The organism is Raoultella sp. T31, from assembly GCF_002806725.1.
GTDB classification, from domain to species: domain Bacteria; phylum Pseudomonadota; class Gammaproteobacteria; order Enterobacterales; family Enterobacteriaceae; genus Klebsiella; species Klebsiella electrica.
The window spans coordinates 87,543-103,443 of record NZ_PIBO01000009.1; the positions used below are offsets into that span (position 1 = coordinate 87,543).

The 15,901-nt window shown below is 56.3% G+C and carries 15 protein-coding genes; 2 read left to right on the forward strand and 13 right to left on the reverse strand.

Features of this window, described 5'->3' with window-relative positions; all coding sequences use genetic code 11:
- Nucleotides 1–7: 7 nt before the first annotated feature.
- The 13 genes from CWM52_RS09025 to CWM52_RS09085 form a co-directional block, all read right to left on the reverse strand.
- Nucleotides 8–913 (reverse strand): type II secretion system F family protein, encoded by a 906-nt coding sequence (locus tag CWM52_RS09025; RefSeq protein ID WP_100683786.1) that lies wholly within the window; start codon nt 911–913, stop codon nt 8–10.
- The gene (locus tag CWM52_RS09030) at nt 910–2,199 is read right to left on the reverse strand and encodes a CpaF family protein (protein WP_100683787.1); all 1,290 of its coding nucleotides are present in this window, start codon (nt 2,197–2,199) and stop codon (nt 910–912) included. Before CWM52_RS09030 ends, CWM52_RS09025 begins: the two co-directional genes overlap by 4 nt.
- A gap of 49 nt (nt 2,200–2,248) precedes the next feature.
- Entirely contained in the window at nt 2,249–3,388 is a 1,140-nt protein-coding gene (locus CWM52_RS09035; protein WP_100683788.1) for a hypothetical protein, read from the reverse strand.
- 36 nt (nt 3,389–3,424) lie between these two features.
- A complete protein-coding gene (locus CWM52_RS09040; RefSeq protein ID WP_100683789.1) occupies nt 3,425–4,837 on the reverse strand; it encodes a type II and III secretion system protein family protein in 1,413 nt (470 codons plus the stop codon).
- A 65-nt stretch (nt 4,838–4,902) separates the two neighbouring features.
- Nucleotides 4,903–5,775, reverse strand: coding sequence for a hypothetical protein (locus CWM52_RS09045; RefSeq protein ID WP_100683790.1), 873 nt, complete (start codon nt 5,773–5,775; stop codon nt 4,903–4,905).
- Nucleotides 5,776–5,874: 99 nt separating this feature from the next.
- Entirely contained in the window at nt 5,875–6,105 is a 231-nt protein-coding gene (locus CWM52_RS09050; RefSeq protein ID WP_100683791.1) for a Flp family type IVb pilin, read from the reverse strand.
- 792 nt (nt 6,106–6,897) lie between these two features.
- Entirely contained in the window at nt 6,898–7,596 is a 699-nt protein-coding gene (urtE, locus tag CWM52_RS09055) for an urea ABC transporter ATP-binding subunit UrtE (RefSeq protein WP_100683792.1), read from the reverse strand.
- Nucleotides 7,597–7,605: 9 nt separating this feature from the next.
- Nucleotides 7,606–8,403: an urea ABC transporter ATP-binding protein UrtD gene (gene urtD / locus CWM52_RS09060; protein WP_100683793.1), complete on the reverse strand. Its 798-nt coding sequence runs from the start codon at nt 8,401–8,403 to the stop codon at nt 7,606–7,608.
- Nucleotides 8,403–9,476: an urea ABC transporter permease subunit UrtC gene (urtC, locus tag CWM52_RS09065; RefSeq protein ID WP_100683794.1), complete on the reverse strand. Its 1,074-nt coding sequence runs from the start codon at nt 9,474–9,476 to the stop codon at nt 8,403–8,405. Before urtC ends, urtD begins: the two co-directional genes overlap by 1 nt.
- On the reverse strand, nt 9,476–11,041 hold the full coding sequence (gene urtB, locus CWM52_RS09070) for an urea ABC transporter permease subunit UrtB (protein WP_100683795.1): 1,566 nt from the start codon (nt 11,039–11,041) through the stop codon (nt 9,476–9,478). Before urtB ends, urtC begins: the two co-directional genes overlap by 1 nt.
- Before the next feature lie 137 nt (nt 11,042–11,178).
- The gene (gene urtA / locus CWM52_RS09075) at nt 11,179–12,450 is read right to left on the reverse strand and encodes an urea ABC transporter substrate-binding protein (protein WP_100683796.1); all 1,272 of its coding nucleotides are present in this window, start codon (nt 12,448–12,450) and stop codon (nt 11,179–11,181) included.
- Nucleotides 12,451–12,624: 174 nt separating this feature from the next.
- Nucleotides 12,625–13,728, reverse strand: a complete 1,104-nt coding sequence (locus CWM52_RS09080) for a cobalamin-independent methionine synthase II family protein (RefSeq protein WP_100683797.1) — start codon at nt 13,726–13,728, stop codon at nt 12,625–12,627.
- Between the two features lie 190 nt (nt 13,729–13,918).
- The gene (locus CWM52_RS09085; RefSeq protein ID WP_100683798.1) at nt 13,919–14,311 is read right to left on the reverse strand and encodes a rhodanese-like domain-containing protein; all 393 of its coding nucleotides are present in this window, start codon (nt 14,309–14,311) and stop codon (nt 13,919–13,921) included.
- A 68-nt stretch (nt 14,312–14,379) separates the two neighbouring features.
- Here CWM52_RS09085 and ftrA point away from each other — a divergent pair, with 68 nt between their 5' ends.
- Both ftrA and mgtS read left to right on the forward strand, forming a co-directional pair.
- A complete protein-coding gene (ftrA, locus tag CWM52_RS09090; protein WP_100683799.1) occupies nt 14,380–15,393 on the forward strand; it encodes a transcriptional regulator FtrA in 1,014 nt (337 codons plus the stop codon).
- Nucleotides 15,394–15,549: 156 nt separating this feature from the next.
- Nucleotides 15,550–15,645 (forward strand): protein MgtS, encoded by a 96-nt coding sequence (gene mgtS / locus CWM52_RS09095; RefSeq protein ID WP_004102377.1) that lies wholly within the window; start codon nt 15,550–15,552, stop codon nt 15,643–15,645.
- The last annotated feature ends 256 nt before the right edge of the window (nt 15,646–15,901 follow it).

Genomic DNA, 15,901 nt, shown 5'->3' on the forward strand with positions numbered 1-15,901 from the left:
ATGTCACCTATATTTTATTCATCATCATCCAGACAATCAGCAGCCCCAGCAGAATGCTGCAAATAGCGTAATAGAGCATCATCTGGCCCGTCGGATGGTGCAGTAAAATGTCAAAATTGGCCGGCGACTGAAATTTCAGAAAGAAGAAGAAAAAAATGGGGATAGCCGTCAGTATCTTAATCGACATGCGGACTTCCGATGTCATGGCGTATTTTTTCTTCTCCAGCACCCGGGCGTTGGAGATAAGCGTTCCCAGACGCGACATCACCTCTTTGACCTGCCCCCCGCCTTTCATGTTGAGCTGTACGGTAATGATGAAAAAGTAGTATTCACTAAACGGCAGGCGTCGCCACGAGGCCAAAAATACGCTTTCCGCATCTTCACCGATTTCCAGGCGCTGCGATATCTGTCTGAATTCATCGCCCAGCACACCGTCAATCTTTTGCCCGCACTGCTCAATCCCCTGAATAACCGAGTTACCGGCGCGGATCGAGCTGTTAATAATATTCAGCGCTTCCGAAAACTGAGCATCAAATTCCAGACGCATCTTTTTCTTACTGTTGAGATACAGGCCGTAGAGGGTCAGCACAAAGCATGCGGGATGGATAATCAGCGGACTCAGGTTCAGGTAATTCTGGTTTACGTAGAAGCTTGCGGCCTGGACCAGTAGCAGGATCAGCCCGTGGCGCAAGACGGTAGCGCGCTGCTTGCCCAGTAAATGAAGACGCATAGTGTCCATCAAGCGTGATAACCACCCGCCCAGCGGATTACGCAGCAGTCGCCTTGTCAGCTCCACCCGGTTACGGGCAGCTTCCGCCTGCTGTAAACGCCGCATGCGCTTCTGCTGGCGATACCACAGCCCCAGCTGAATGCAGCCTGCCAGCAGCAGAAAGCTAAAAATGATCATCATCATGGCATCCGGTTCCCGAACAGTTGTTTTAAAGGTTCAAGCAGGCCATGCACCAGCGCCTGGCGGTACACCGCCGAACGCTGGAGCAGCCCAAAACAGGTATACGTCCCCTGAATCTTGCCGTACTCATTGCGATCCGCTTCGGCGCCGAAGCTAAAGATGTCCTGCAGAATAATGTTGTCTCCTTCCATGCCCATCACTTCGGCGATGTTGATCACCTTGCGCGAGCCGTCCGGCAGGCGCGACACCTGCACAATGATGTTGACCGCCGAGGCGATGTTGCGGCGTATGGCCGCCAACGGCAGCGACGCGCTGGACATCATGATCATGCTCTCCAGACGCGCCAGCGCGTCGCGCGGCGAGTTGGCATGCAGCGTCGACATTGAACCATCATGGCCGGTGTTCATGGCCTGCAGCATCTCAAAAGCCTCCTCGCCACGACACTCGCCGACGATTATCCTGTCGGGACGCATACGCAGCGCGTTGACCACCAGATGGCGCATATTCACCACTCCCTGGTTTTCCGACCCGGCCATTCGCGTCTCCAGGCGAACCACGTGCGGCTGCTGTAGCCGCAGTTCGGCGGCATCTTCCAGGGTAAGTACCCGCTCATCTTCATTGATGTATTGCGACATCGCGTTAAGCAGCGTGGTTTTCCCCGAGCCCGTCCCCCCGGAGACAATAATGTTGACCCGACAGCGGCTGGCGATGACCAGAAAATTGGCCATCATTTCATTCATGCTGCCGTACTCCACCAGGTCGGCCAGTGATTTCTTGCCCTTGCCAAACTTACGGATGGAGATCGACGCGCCATCCAGCGCCACCGGTGAAATCACCACGTTGAGACGGCTGCCGTCCGGCATCCTGGCGTCCACCAGCGGCTGGGAATCATCGACCCGGCGCCCCACTCGCGAAACCAGCCGTCTGGCGATATCGGTGAGCTGAACGTCGTTGAGGAAGCGTTTATCGACCTGTTCAAGTTTGCCGAAACGCTCGACAAAAATGCGATCCGGGCCGTTCACCAAAATATCGCTGATGGTGTCGTCTTCCATTAATTCCCGTAGCGGGCCGTAGCCGGTTATCTCATCGGTAACCAGCTCGCACAGATCGTGACTGGCGCGGGAGGATAAATATCTGCCGCTGCTGTTCACCTGCCGCGTGATCACCTCGCTGATTTCCCGAAACAGCGCATCGCGATCGTGACGCAACGCATCAACCCGTTCTAAATCAACGCTCTTCAGCACCAGCTCACGAAAATAGAGCAGGGATTCAAAGCTCTCCGTATCCATCGCTGTCGTCATCCTTAAAAGTTATGTTCCCGCCGCGTGACGAAATCCGCTACGACTTACGGTCGGGGCGTAATGAGAAAAACGATGGAAATAATCTCCTCTTTGCCGTCTCCTGCTCAGATTTACCCAGCAGGCTTTGGGCGGCAAAACGCCACAGCGGTGTTGCCGACAACGGTTGGTTTTGCTTAACGTTCCACGGGTTAATCACCGCCAGCGGGTAACCCAGGTACTCCTCAATATCGTCATTGCGCAGCTCATCGCCGTGCGCAGGGTGATTCTCATTGAGGCAGATGAAGACCCGCAGCTCTTTACCGCCGCGCGACAGGTCGACGCGCTGCTTCTCATCCAGCAAATACTTAGCCACCCGCAGGGCGCTCAGATCGCGGTTAATCACCAGAATCAAGGTGCTGGATTGCGTAAAGACGGTCTCAAGATGCTCGTAGGGTTGGGCATAGACGCCGTGATCGAACATCACCAGATTGAACGCATTGAAGTGGCTATCGTCATAGGTCCAGGCCGCATCCAGGGGCTCTATGCGCGCGGACTGCTGAGGCCCCATCGGCGTAATCGCCCCGTCTCTGGGCAGAGTACGGGAGGTCATTAAATCAAGATCCCGGCTGCCGCTGGCGCCCTGCACCAGCAGCGAGGGGATCGAGGTCTGCATACCGATGGCCTGAAACAGCTGCCAGGCCACGGTCGTGGTACCCACGCCGCCTTTGCAGCCCAGCAGACTGATTTTCATCATGCTGCGCGTCGCCAGGGCGCTGTCAGGCTGCTGGAGCTGCCCGGCCAACTGAGCCAGCTGGGACTGAATATGCAGATAGCAGACGCCGGCGCTCATCAGCGCCTGGGCGAAAGCTATCGAGTCATTGCGACCGAGAAAGACCTGACGCGCGCTGGCGGGAATCAGCAATGTGGCCGTTTCACAGATCAAGGTGACATCATTACAGTTGCCGATATCAATAATCACCGTCGCGGCGCCGCGCAAAATGCTGTCATCCTGCAAGGCAAAAAAATCAAGCGGGTGACCAATAACGTTATTAAAGTTATTAATTAATAACAAACTGCTAATGTCAGAAAGTATCTCTTTATCAGGGGAGATAATAATTATCGACTGCGCGCCCCCCTTTTTCGCCTTCTGCGCGACTTCCGGCTCGCTTTTCTTTTTAGAATCCGAAAACAACTTCATCTTTCACTCCAGAAATATGTCAATGATGCGAGGTCGTTAGCGGGCAAAGCCGCCCTGTTCAAGAAAGCGTCCGGCATCACTATTTAAACGCTCTTCGCGCATTTTCTGGTCAACGCCGACGTTAAAGAACAGCTTCTCAACCGAGCTGCGGCGAAAGGATGGAAGCGACATCTTGCGGGCCGCCGCTTCGGCCTGCGGTTTCACCAGATTCACCGTGGCGAATACCACCAGTTCGCTTTTGCTTCTTTCGGTCATCGAGCTACGGGCCAATGCCCCCAGCACCGGAATATCGCCAATAAACGGCACTTTGGTGAGCGACTCCCTATCGGCCTCGCTTAATAAGCCGCCGATAACAAAGCTGTCGCCATCCGCCAGCTCGATGGTTGAGCTGGAGCGCCGGGTACGCATGGTCGGGATCTGGTAGTCGTTATAGGCATACGAACCGGTGACGCTGCTTAATTCATTGGAGACAAACAGGCGTATCTTCTGGCGTTTTTCCACCTTGGCGGTAATATTCAGGCGAATACCGTACTCTTTATACTGCACGGTGACCGAGTCCTGGTCTTTCACCATAATCGGAATTTCGCCGCCCACCAGGAAGCTAGCGGACTCTCCGGAAAGTACGGTGAGATTAGGCTGGGCCAGCACCCGGGCAATCGAGTCATTTTTTACCGCGTTAATCAAGGTGCTGATATTTCCGGCATCAAACCCACGGCGAAACCCCAGCAGATTAAAGACCCCAGGGCTGTTGGTGGTGATACCGTTATTTCCGCCGCCGTTGATAATGCTATCCAGCGTCAGGCTGCTCCACTCGATGCCCAGGTTATCGGTAAACTCTTTGCTCACCTCCACCACGGTCAGTTTAACGTTGACCTGGTTCGAGGACGGGAGCTGTAAGCGGTTAATGACGTTGTCATAGACTTTGGCGATCGCAAAACGGGTGTTTTCACTGCTGGCGTTGCTGCCGTTACTTTTACTGCCGCCATCGCCGGAGCCCACCAGACTGCCGACCAGCTGATAGACCCCGTCGCGGCTCTCTTCATCGGGCACCGTGCCGCTCAGGATCCACGTGGCTTTATCGGCATTCTGGAAGCGTTTCACCTCCACCGTACTGCCGGGGTATTCACGCGCCACGCGCTGGCGAATGTCGCTCAGAAAAGGGTCAACATCCACGCTGAGATTCATCAGGATTTTCGCCTGCGGGCCATAGACCACCAGCTCAGTGCTGCCCAGCTTGCGGGCATACAGCACGATATTTTTATCGTTGACGATTTTGTAATCGGCAACGGCCGGGTCTGACACAAACACCGTATTAACGGCGCTAGCGAAGCGCAGCGTTTTCGATTGCCCGGGTTTGAGATTAACGACTTCCGCCCTGGCCCCCAGAGAAAACACGCAAAACACCAGCAGCACAAACAGCCTTTTAATGCAGAACAAACGTTGAGTCATCTTTTAAAATATCCCTGTATCCGGGGTTCCATGGTGTTATAAGCCACCTGAGGTCAGGTGGCGATTTAGCCTCGAAGCTCGTTAATTTCTGAGGTGAGCTTTGCTGGAACGGGAGGTAGATTAAAAATCACGTCGTCGCTGACCGGCCATGCCGCCTCCGGCGAGGGCAGCGCAATGGTCGATTTCCCTTCCGGAGAGGTGGTGGCCGGAAACAGGAGGATATTCGCCAGCTCGCCGCCCAGCCCCTTCAGCATTTTGACCTCGCGATCCTGCAGCTCCACCACCAACTGGCTACCCTTTTCCACCACGTTGACGCCGTTAGTGACCACCGTTTTTGCCGGGCGAATCGCCAGTACCCGCTTATTGCCCATCAGCGGTTTCAGGCGGTTATAAAGCTGATTTTTCTCACGGGACTGTTCGGCGCCGACTTCCAGCGTATCTTCATGTTTGGGGTATATCCGACGATAGGAGAGATAAATATCTACGCCCTGCCCGGCTTTGATGTTATTTAATAAATAGTTGTCGGACTTGTTCAGCTCAAAGGTATAGAGAATATTCCCCGGCCGTAAAAACAGGGTCAGGTATTCATCGCTGCCCGGCGCCACCATTAAACCCGGCAAAATCCATGAATTCGCCGGCACCGCGCTTTTTAACGCCCAGTTATCCAGGTTTTTACCGACGAGATTAAACTGCGCATCGGTACTGCCGACATCAACCGTAACGGTTTTAATCTGAAAGTCCCCGGCCCGTAGTATCGTTCTGGCGTCTAAATCACGGGTGGCTACCACCACGCTTATCGTCTGCTGCGGTTTTTTTTCTGGCTGGCTGGCCTGCAAAGGGGCAGCCGTGCGGGATTGATTAAAATAGAAAAACAGCCCCAGAATACCGACAACGATCATCACCACATAAACCAGCAGACCGCCTCTTTTCATATTCATTGTTATCCACTTTGTTCTGCCAGAAATTCTGAAATCATCTCTGAATACAGGCATCACATCCTATGATGCCCGTGTCATTATTAGATATTCCAATAATTATTATTGGACAAGGCCGGTAATCTTCGTTGTGACCGCCGTGAACACAGAAGTCAGTGTTGTCTGAACGGAGCCACCTGAACCAAACACCACAGAAACAACGGCGGCCACGCCTGCGATGACAATCGCGTACTCAACGGCGGTGACGCCTTTTTCATTGTTTTTGAAATCATAAATGCATCCAGCAACACAGGTATAGGCAGCCAGATATTTATCATAAACACGGTTTAGCATTATTAGTTCCCTTATTAACCATCATTCAATATTTAAATTTATAGATCTCCCGAGATATATTCACAAAAAGAATCCATCCTTCGGTGCTGATATTTCCCGGGCAGCAGCAGAATAGCCTGATAATTCTGCGGCCAGCTAATATTTATAATCGATCGATTTCATTCTGGTTAATAGCCCAAAGCTATCACTTAACATATAACGATCGTTTTGACCGATCGTTTGAAGAAAAAACAGCCCCATAAAAGCGGACTAATTGCTTATAAATCAGGCATTATTTGACGGTATTTATTACCCTGACGCGGCAGCAGACAGGGTTTATTCTTAGCGGGCTATTTCATAATAAAAAAACAACTCAACAACCATTACATTCGATAAAAATCAACATTTAGTATTTAGCGCTGGTTTCGCCATTAAATTCGCAGCTTAAACTGCCTTTGAGCCAATGAAGAAGTGTTTTATCGCTTACAATATATGGCGGATATCGATGCCGACCACACATATAAATAACAAATAATTAAAATAAGGAAAAGTCCTAAATTTACACCCGGGAATTAGTGTCCAGATCGCTGCAATTAACCCCAAACGCGGCGCAATAACAGCGCCGTCATTAGCGGCGTCGGCTGATAAATAGCAGATAGATAAGCAGACTGAACGACTGACAATGAAATATGCTGGATTTTATTCTTATTGCAGAATAAAAGACGAACAGAGGTCTGTTCATTATGGGACGAAGCCAGTCACTGGCGCTCGGGCCTTGCCGCAAGACGGCAAAGCCCTGAGAAACGCAGCGCGTTAAATTGTCACCATGCCGCGCACCCCTTCGGCTTCCATCTCCGCCCCGTTACCCTGCTGAATAATCGTTCCCCGCGACATCACCAGATAGCGATCGGCCAGCGCCGCGGCAAAGTCATAGAACTGCTCGACCAGCAGAATAGCCATATCGCCACGGTTAGCCAGCTGGCGGATCACTTCGCCAATCTCTTTGATGACCGATGGCTGGATACCTTCCGTCGGCTCGTCGAGGATCAGCAGTTGCGGCCGACTGGCCAGCGCGCGACCAATCGCCAGCTGCTGCTGCTGACCGCCGGAGAGATCGCCGCCGCGCCGCTGTTTCATGGTTTTCAGCACCGGAAACAGCTGATAAATCTCCTCCGGTACCTGCCCGGCGTCCCTGGCCGGGAATCGCGACAGCCCCATCAGCAGGTTCTCTTCCACCGTCAGGCGAGGAAAGATTTCACGTCCCTGCGGCACATAGGCGATGCCAGCCAGCACCCGCTGGTGCGGTTTACGCTGGGTAATCGGTTTGTCCTGCCAGATGACTTCGCCGCTGCGCGCCGGGATAAGCCCCATCAGACACTTCAGTAAGGTGGTTTTACCCACGCCATTGCGCCCCAGCAGACAGGTAACCTCACCTTGCCGGGCCGCAAAGTCGACCCCGCGCAGAATGTGGCTGCCGCCATAATATTGATGTAACTGGTTAACCTGTAGCATTCGCTCTCCTTAACGACCGAGATACACTTCAATCACCTGCTCATTCGCCTGCACCTCGCGCAGCGAGCCCTCCGCCAGCACCTGGCCCTGATGCAATACCGTGACCCGGTCAGCGATAGTTTCGACAAACCCCATATCGTGCTCCACCACCATCAGGGAATGTTGCCCGGCGAGGGTACGAAACAGCTCGGCGGTGTACTCGGTTTCAGCATCGGTCATTCCGGCGGCGGGCTCATCCAGCAGCAACAGATGCGGCTCCTGGACCAGCAGCATGCCAATCTCGAGAAACTGTTTTTGTCCGTGCGAAAGCAGCCCCGCCGGACGCGCGCGTTCGCCATCAAGACGCAGCAGGCGCAGAATGTCGCTGATGCGGTCCTCCTGCTCGCCGTTCAGCCGCGCCCGCAGGCTGGCCCAGACCGACTTATCGCCTTTCAGCGCCAGCTCAAGGTTTTCGGCGACGGTCAGCGCCTCAAATACCGTCGGTTTCTGAAACTTACGGCCGATCCCCTGGCGGGCGATAGCGATAGGGTCAAGTCCGAGCAGGTCGATCGACTGGTCATACCGCGCCCTGCCGCTTTGTGGCCGGGTTTTGCCGGTAATCACATCCATCAGCGTCGTTTTTCCGGCGCCGTTCGGCCCGATAATGCAGCGCAGTTCGCCCACGCCAATCTGCAGCGAGAGATCCGTCAGCGCCTGAAAACCATCAAAATTGACGTTGATGTTCTCCAGCTCAAGCACCGGGTCGGTCTGCTCGCGAAAGCGGTCCGTGGGCTGCTGGCGGGTAAAAAGGCCTTCATCCGGCTGCATCAGCGATCTCCTTTACGTAGCAGGCCAATCACCCCGCGAGGTAAAAACAGGGTCACGATGATAAATATCAGGCCAAGAAACAGTTGCCAGTATTCCGGCATAGTGACGGTGAACAGGCTTTTCGCGCCGTTCACCAGCCCGGCGCCAAGTACCGGGCCAATTAAGGTGCCGCGCCCGCCAAGCGCGACCCAAATAGCCGCTTCAATAGAGTTGGTCGGTGACATTTCGCTGGGGTTAATAATCCCCACCTGAGGCACGTACAGTGCGCCCGCCAGGCCACACAACACCGCCGAGAGCGTCCATACCAGCAGCTTAAATCCGCGCGGATCGTATCCGCAGAACATCAGCCGGTTTTCCGCATCACGCACCGCCGTCAGGATCCGGCCGAATTTGCTCTGCGCCAGCAGATAGCCGATTCCTAAGGTCAGCAGCAGCAGTAAAACCGTGACCATAAACAGCGCGGCCCGCGTGCTGGTCGCGGTCACGGAATAACCCAGCAGCGTGGTGAATCCGGTAAAACCGTTGTTGCCGCCAAAACCGGTCTCGTTGCGGAAAAAAAGCAGCATGCCGGCGTAGGTCAACGCCTGGGTCATGATTGAGAAGTAGACACCTTTAATTTTAGAGCGGAAAGCAAACCAGCCGAAGACCAGCGCCAGCAGGCCCGGAACCAGCACCACCAGCAGCATCGCCCAGGCAAAATGCTGAGTGCCCCACCAGAACCACGGCAGCTCGCTCCATGACAGAAAAGACATGAACGCCGGCAGGCCGTCGCCCGCCGCCTGACGCATCAGATACATGCCCATCGCATAGCCGCCGAGGGCGAAAAAGATGCCGTGGCCCAACGACAGCATACCGGCGTAGCCCCAGACCAGATCCAGCGCCACGGCGACAATGGCGTAACAGAGGATTTTACCGGTCAGGGTCAGCAGCCAGGTGGAGACCGCCAGCGGATGCGACTGCGGCAGCAGTGCTAAAAAGGGCATGCTCAGTAGCCCCAGCACCAGCAATCCGCCGAGCCACTGCAGCGGTCGCGGCGCTTTGCGCGCCAGCGTTAAAGTAATAGGTTGGCTCATCAGTCAATTACCCTCCCTTTCAAGGCAAACAGCCCCTGCGGACGTTTCTGAATAAACAGAATGATCAGCACCAGAATCAGGATCTTACCCAGCACCGCCCCGAGCTGCGGTTCGAGGATTTTGTTGAAGATCCCCAGGCCAAAAGCCGCCACCACGCTTCCCGCCAGCTGGCCGACGCCGCCAAGCACCACCACCAGGAATGAATCGATGATATAGCCCTGACCCAGCTCCGGGCCGACGTTACCCAGTTGCGACAGCGCCACGCCCCCCAGTCCGGCGATACCCGAACCGAGACCAAACGCCAGCATATCCACTCGCCCGGTCGGCACACCGCAGCAGGCGGCCATCGCCCGGTTTTGGGTCACTGCCCGCACGTTCATGCCTAAGCGCGTTTTATTGAGAATTAACCAGGTGAAGAACAGCACCAGCAGCACAAAGCCGAGCACCGCCAGGCGGTTCCACGGCAGGATCAGGTTCGGCAGAACCTGCAAGCCGCCGGAGAGCCAGGCCGGGTTGGCCACTTCCAGGTTCTGGGCGCCGAACAGCATGCGTACCAGTTGGATCAGCATCAGGCTAATCCCCCAGGTGGCCAGCAGCGTCTCCAGCGGGCGACCATAGAGATGACGAATGATGGTACGTTCCAGCGCCATGCCGATGCCGCCGGTTATCAGGAAGGCGACCGGCAGCGCGATCAGAGGATAAAAAGCCAGCCACTGCGGCGCCAGTTGAGCCAGCGCCTGCTGCACCAGCCAGCAACTGTAGGCGCCAATCATCAGCATCTCGCCATGCGCCATATTGATGACGCCCAGCAGCCCGTAGGTGATGGCCAGCCCCAGCGCCGCCAGCAGCAAAACCGACCCCAGCGACAGCCCCATAAACGCCTGGCCGAGAATATCGCCGAGCAGCAGACGCTGTTTAATCTGGCTCAGGCTGTTTGCCGCCGCATCGCGCACGCGAGCGTCCGGCTCATGTTGCAGATCGGTATACGGAATCAGCAGGGCCTGGGTATCCGGATCCACGGAGTGGCCGAGCCGTTCAACGGCGGCCAGCCGACTGGCGCTGTCGGGGCTGGCAAGCTGCAAACGGGCCAGCGCAATTTCCAACTGCGCTTTAACGCCTTCATCAGTTTCAACCGCCAGCCGTTGTTGCAACAGCCCGGCCATTTCCGCCGTCGCTTCCCGCTGCAACGTTCTGGCGGCAGCGGCCCTTTCCGTGACACTGTCACTGACCAGTAGATGCGTAGCCAGCGCCCCGGCGACCAGGTTACGCAGGCGATTGGTGAGGCGAACCGGTTTTATCGCCCCTTGTGGCGCGGGCGCAGCCCCCAGCGCCTGCTGCTGGCTGAAGGCGTGGCCGCTCTCGTCCGCCACCAGGGTTTCCGCTTTCAACGCCCGCAGCAGCGGCAGCCGCTGTGCGTCCGGCGCGGCGGCCCACTGTTCCAGCAGGCGCGCCTGCTGGGTGCGGTTGGCCGCCACAAAATCATCCGCATCCGCTGCCTGCGCCTGCCACGGCGCGATCATCACCAGTAGCGCGAGGTAATACCCCACTATGCGCCATGTGCTCATGAGTATCTCCTTGGGTCATTTCCCCGTTAACGCTAACGAGGGTAGCGCGGGAGCCCGGGACATCCCCGGCGGCGCTGGCGCTGACCGGGGCTACAGATGTCGCCCCGGCAAAGCGTTCGCGCCCGCGTGAGAGGCGCTTAATTCGCGGCGGTTTTTACCGGATGATCGGGTTTCTTATCGTTGCCAGCGATCCACGGGCTCCACGGCTGAGCGCGTACCGGCTTATCGGTCTGCCAGACGACATTGAACTGACCGTTGCTTTCGATTTCGCCAATCATCACCGGTTTGTGCAGATGGTGATTGGTCGCATCCATGGTCAGAGTAAAGCCTGATGGCGCGTTGAAGGTCTGGCCAGCCATCGCTGCCCGTACCTTATCGACATTGGTGGTCCCCGCTTTGGTGACCGCCTGGGCCCACATGTGCAGCCCAACCCAAGTGGCTTCCATCGGATCGTTAGTCACCACGGTATCGGCGTTTGGCAGCTTGTGGGCTTTGGCATAGGCGCGGTAATCCGCCACAAACTGTTTGTTGGTCGGGTTATCAAGCGACTCAAAGTAGTTCCACGCCGCCAGGTTCCCCACCAGCGGTTTGGTATCAATCCCGCGCAGCTCCTCTTCGCCCACCGAGAAGGCCACCACCGGCACATCGGTCGCTTTCAGACCCTGGTTTGCCAGCTCTTTATAAAACGGGACGTTGGAGTCGCCGTTGATGGTCGACACCACCGCCGTTTTGCCGCCGGCGGAGAATTTCTTGATATTGGCGACGATAGTCTGGTAATCGCTGTAACCGAACGGGGTATAGACCTCTTCGATGTCTTTATCCTGGATCCCTTTTGCATGCAGGAAGGCGCGCAGGATTTTGTTGGTGGTACGCGGGTAGACGTAATCGGTGCCCAGCAGGAAGAAGCGTTTCGCCCCGCCGCCATCTTCGCTCAGCAGATATTCCACCGCCGGGATCGCCTGCTGATTCGGCGCTGCGCCGGTATAGAAGACGTTTGGCGACATCTCTTCGCCTTCGTACTGCACCGGATAGAACAGCAGACCGTTGAGCTCTTCAAAAACCGGCAGCACCGATTTGCGCGACACCGATGTCCAGCAGCCAAAGACCGCCGCCACTTTGTCCTGGGTCAGCAGCTGGCGGGCTTTTTCCGCGAACAGCGGCCAGTTTGAGGCGGGATCGACCACCACCGGCTCGAGCTTTTTCCCCAGCACGCCGCCTTTGGCGTTAATGTCGTCAATCGCCATCAGCGCCACGTCTTTCAACGGCGTTTCGGAAATCGCCATGGTCCCGGAGAGCGAATGCATAATCCCGACTTTAATCGTGTCGGCGGCATAAACCTGGAAAGAGTAGCCCATGAGAACGGTAGAGGCGGAGAGTGCAAAAGCTTTTAATAATGTTCGACGCTGCATGATTCACTCCTGAAAATCGCAAAAACGAAAATGAATAAACGACTAGCCGGAAGTGATAAGGCAAAAACGGTGCCAGGTTATCTGGCGGCGGGAAAGCGCGCTGCGGCGCGGCGGGCGTAAAACGGACCGGCAGCGTTGCCTCAAAACGGTGCAACGCTGCGCGATGAAGGGCGGTTACCAGACCTGAGCGGCGATCCCGGTGACCAGGCGGACTTTATCCCACTGCTGGGCTTCCGTCAGCGCGTTCCCCTCTTCGGTTGAGGCGAAGCCACACTGCGGGCTGAGGCAAATCTGCTGCAACGCGACATACTGCGCAGCCTCCTGCAGACGGGCTTTTACTCCTTGCGGGTTTTCCAGCTCGCCGTTTTTGGTGGTGATTAATCCCAGCACCACCTGCTGCTTGCCCGGACGGATAAAGCGCAGCGGGGCGAAATCGCCGGAGCGGTCATTATCGTACTCAAGGAAGAACGCATCGACGTTGACGCCGCCAAACAGCACCTCAGCGACCGGCTCATAGCCGCCTTCGGAAATCCAGGTGGAACGGAAGTTACCGCGACATACGTGCAGGCCGATGGTCAAATCGTCCGGTTTGCCTTCCAGAGCCTGGTTCAGAACGCGGGCATAAATACGCGCCAGTTCATCCGGGTCCTCGCCGCGATCGCGTACCTGCTGACGCTGTTCATCGGAGCACAGATAGGCCCAGACGGTATCGTCAAGCTGCAGATAGCGGCAACCGGCATCATAGAAGGCGCGGATGGCATCGCGCCAGGTGGTCGCCAGATCGTCGAAGTAGTCGGCGAGGTCCGGGTAAACCGTGGCGTCGATATCTTTACGCCCGCCGCGGAAATGGAGCACGCTTGGGCTTGGAATGGTCATCTTCGGCTGCGCTTCGCCGCTGACGCTTTTCAGATAACGAAAATCTTCCAGCATCGGATGATCGCCAAACGCCAGTTTGCCGATGACCCGAACGCCGTGGGCTTTGGTCTGCACGCCGTTGAACTGGATCCCTTTGTCAGCATCGTAGCGTTCAACGCCTTCTAACCCATCGAAGAAATCGAAGTGCCACCATGCGCGGCGAAATTCGCCATCGGTCACCACGTGCAGCCCGCAATCGCACTGCTGCTGAACCAACTGGCGAATGGCATCATTTTCAATCTGGCGCAATTGCTGCGCATCTATGGCGCCTTCGGCAAGCTGCTGACGCGCGACTTTTATTGCATCCGGACGTAAAAAACTGCCGACGATATCTGCGCGGAACGGGGCCTGTTGACGTTGCATGGTGTCTCCTTAGCGGTAAGCACAATTAGTTGCCTGCCGTGATAGTTCATTATTTGAATTTTAGACTTCTGGATGGCTATACGTCCAGATACTGTCATGCACTGCCGTCAGCGGCAAACGAGAAAATTTCATCAGACATGAAATAAATTCATTTTGCAGCCGGTTGCCGGCAGGAAACCGGCCGCTAAAGTCAGTCGGCGAAAGGCAGCCCCTCGTCCTGCCAGCCGGTGAGGCCGCCGAGCATCATTTTGACCGGACGCCCGAGTTCAGCCAGCTTGAGAGCGGCAATATCCGCGCCGTTGCAGTGTGGGCCGGCGCAATAGACGACGAACAGCGTCTCAGTTGGCCACGCGCTCATTCGGGCGCTATCGATCAGGCGATGCGGCAAATGCAGCGCCCCGGGCAGATGCCGCCGGGCAAAGGTCTCCGCGCTGCCGACGACGTGCAGCAGGACAAAATCGCCCGCCCCGCCGCGCATGGCGCTGTAAACATCCGCGCAGTCGGTTTCGAAGCTCAGTTTATGCCGGAACCAGGCGGCAGCGTCGGCGGAGGTGGCTGGGGGGAAAGCGGTTACAACACTCATGGCGTATTCTCCTTGTCTGTGGTACCACTAATTTAATGAATCCCCCCACCGAACCTCTGCCGGCAACCATGACAGAAAACGTTGAAATCCTGACAAATCCTCCCCTGACCTTATCGCGCCACCGGGTGGTTGTGCTGGCCTATGATGGCCTGTGCACCTTTGAGTTTGGGATCGCGGTGGAGATCTTTGGTCTTCCTCGCCCGGAGATGGGCGAGCGCTGGTACCAGTTCGCGGTCGCCGCCGTCGATGACGGTGAGCTGCGGGCTACCGGCGGTATCCGCCTGATGACCGACGGCGGGATGAATTTGCTTCACGATGCGCAGACTATCGTGGTCCCCGGCTGGCGCGGGATCGATGCGCCGGTCCCGGCGGCGCTGTGCGATGCCTTAGCCGCCGCCCATGCCCGCGGTTGCCGGATTATCTCAATCTGCTCCGGCGTCTTTGTCCTCGCGGCGGCCGGGTTGCTCAATGGCCGCAGGGCGACAACGCACTGGCGATATACGGAAACTCTGCGCCAGCGCTTCCCGTCGATCGACGTGGTCGCCGATGTGCTGTACGTGGGTTCTGACGGCATCATGACCTCCGCGGGCAGCGCCGCTGGCATCGACCTGTGTCTGCACCTCGTGCGCGAGGATTACGGCATTGACGCCGCCAATACCGTGGCCAGGCGGCTGGTTGTCTCTCCGCACCGCGACGGCGCGCAGGCGCAGCAAGTGGTCCGCCCCGTCGCCCAGGCGCGGGAAAGCCAGCGCCTGGGGCTGGTGTTTGATTATCTGCATCAGCATCTCGCCGCCAGCCATACCGTGGCGTCGCTGGCCCGGCAGGCGGGAATGAGTCCCCGCACGTTTTTACGCCGTTTTCAGGCGGCGACCGGCAAAACCCCTGCCCGCTGGTTGCTGGATGAGCGGTTGCAGCGCGCGCAGCAGCATCTGACCCATAGCCGCATCAGCATCGATAAAATCGCCGAACTTAGCGGGTTCGCCGACGCCGGTACTCTGCGTCACCATTTTCGTCAGCAGTTCGCTATCAGCCCGTCGGCATACCGGAAGAAGTTTTCTGCCGCTGCGGTTGTAAAATCGTAACAGGCTCATCATTCACCGCACGCTTGATTTCACGCGGAAAAGGTTTTTCTTGTTAATTATTTGTTTAAGTTGACCAGGTTATTCTTTATGCAACAACCGTACACTATGTTTAATAAGGATCGCTTAGCGCACACTCATCAATAATGGAGGTTAATCATGCTGGGAAATATGCATGTATTCATGGCAGTACTGGGAACAATTCTGTTCTTTGGTTTTCTTGCCGCGTATCTAAGCCACAAATGGGATGACTGATGAACGACGATAATCCCCACCCGTAACCGCCCCCTGCTGCTGACTGCACCAGGGGGCGTTCCGCTTTTGGCTTCCCGATCATCGTGTTACCTGGTTTCTGCCGTTTAGCCTGCGTTCCTGATTGCAACCAACCGTTGCTGACCAGCCTTACGCACCCCGCACATCGTTTAACTCCGGACATTTATTTTGCCGCCCGCGTTGCCGCCAACTTTCGACACCTGTATTTGGCGATACAAAACAGGCTCTTAAGGATTCA